Here is a 1,634-nt window from a genome sequence, read left to right as displayed (position 1 = left end):
GGACCGGATCGAAATCCACCGGGCCGTTGATCTGGATTGAAGGATCAGAGGTCATTGGCCGGCCCCGGCCACATCCCATGACCAGAAATCGCGCCCCAGATCGCCCAGATGGCGGCTGAGAACCATGCGGTGCACCTCGTCCGCGCCATCGACCAGACGCGCCTGACGGGCATAGCGATAGATCCATTCCAGCGGCGTATCGGTCGAATACCCACGGGCGCCGTTCAGTTGGATCGCGGTGTCGGCGGCCTGATGCAACAGGTTGGCGGCGTGGATTTTCGCCATCGACACTTCTTTCTGACCATAGCGGCCTTGGTCGATCTCATAAGCGGCTTTCATCACCAGCAGGCGGCCGATCTCGATATCCATCGCCAGCTTGCCCAACATCATCTGCACGCTTTCGCGGTCGATCAGGCGGATGCCAAAGCCCATGCGGGACGAGGCGTAATCGGTGGCGATCTCGACACAGCGTTTCGACAGGCCCAGCCAGCGCATGCAATGGGTCAGCCGCGCCGGACCCAGACGGGCTTGCGTGACCTTCAGACCGCGCCCGACGCCGACCAGAACGTCCTGATCCGGCACCCGCAGCCCGTCAAACACGATCTCGCAATGGCCGCCGTGTTCTTCGGGGCCCATGATCGGAATGCGGCGCTCGATATGCCAGCCGGGGGTGTCCTTGTGGAACAGGAACGCCGTCAGTCCGGTGCGGGCATCGTCCGAGGTCCGCGCCATCAGCGTGAAATGCGCGGCGCCATCAGCGCCGGTGATGAACCATTTGCGGCCCTCGATCAGCCAGCCGTCGCCATCGCGCGTCGCCCGTGTCAGCATCATGCCCGGATCCGATCCCCCGCCCGGATGCGGTTCGGTCATCGCAAAGGCCGAGCGCACATCGCCATTCACGATCGGCGTCAGCCAGCGGCGTTTCTGATCTTCGGTCGCCAGCCGGTCCAGCATCATCATGTTGCCGTCATCCGGCGCCGCCGAGTTGAACACCACCGGCCCAAAGATCGAGCGGTTCATTTCCTCGTAACAGACGGCCATCGCCATCTTGTTCAACCCCTGCCCGCCCCAGTCGCGGGACACTTGCAGCGACCATAACCCTTGGGCCCTGGCCTTGGCCCGCAGCGGCGCAAGGGCGGCGTCGGCTATGTTGCCATGGACGTCATAGTTGGATTTGTCGGCCTCGACCGGCAGGATCTCGGTCTCGACAAAGGCGGCAATGCGGGCGCGGTAATCCTCGACCGCGGCGGGAAGCGTGAAATCCATCGGAACCCTTCACAAGCTAGAGACAAGATGGCCGCCATCCACAGGAAGGGCGCAGCCAGTGATATAAGCGGCCCCATCGGACAGCAGCATAAGAAGCGGGGCATCAAGGTCGGACACTTGCCCCAGACGCCGTTGCGGAATGCGCCGGATCAGGGCCTGACCGGCCTCGGTTTCAAAGAAATCGCGGTTCAGCGGCGTTGCGATATAGCCCGGGCACAGGGCGTTCACCCGAATGCCAAAGCGCGCCCATTCCAGCGCATGCGCCTTGGTCATCTGCACCAGCGCCGCTTTTGACGTCGTATAGGCCGACACGCCGCCTGCCACCCGCAGCCCAAGGATCGAGGCGATGTTGACGATCACCCCGCCCT

The 1,634-nt window shown here is 63.5% G+C and carries 2 protein-coding genes; both read right to left on the bottom strand.

What is annotated here, in order from left to right; genetic code table 11:
• Nucleotides 1-51: 51 nt before the first annotated feature.
• Nucleotides 52-1,266 (bottom strand): acyl-CoA dehydrogenase family protein, encoded by a 1,215-nt coding sequence (locus tag ABYW26_RS14260; RefSeq protein ID WP_372605573.1) that lies wholly within the window; start codon nt 1,264-1,266, stop codon nt 52-54.
• A 9-nt stretch (nt 1,267-1,275) separates the two neighbouring features.
• On the bottom strand, nt 1,276-1,634 hold a 359-nt coding region (locus tag ABYW26_RS14255), incomplete at its 5' end, for an SDR family oxidoreductase (RefSeq protein ID WP_372605572.1).

It is taken from the genome of Actibacterium sp. (genome assembly GCF_041584535.1).
In the GTDB taxonomy this organism is placed as follows: domain Bacteria; phylum Pseudomonadota; class Alphaproteobacteria; order Rhodobacterales; family Rhodobacteraceae; genus Actibacterium_D.
Note: the sequence above shows the minus strand (reverse complement) of the source record. Positions and strands in the feature narration are given on the sequence as shown.

Bases quoted from the DNA above. Each gene is read 5' to 3' on its own strand.
- ABYW26_RS14260 (WP_372605573.1), bottom strand. From the start codon at position 1,266: ATGGATTTCACGCTTCCCGCCGCGGTCGAGGATTACCGCGCCCGCATT.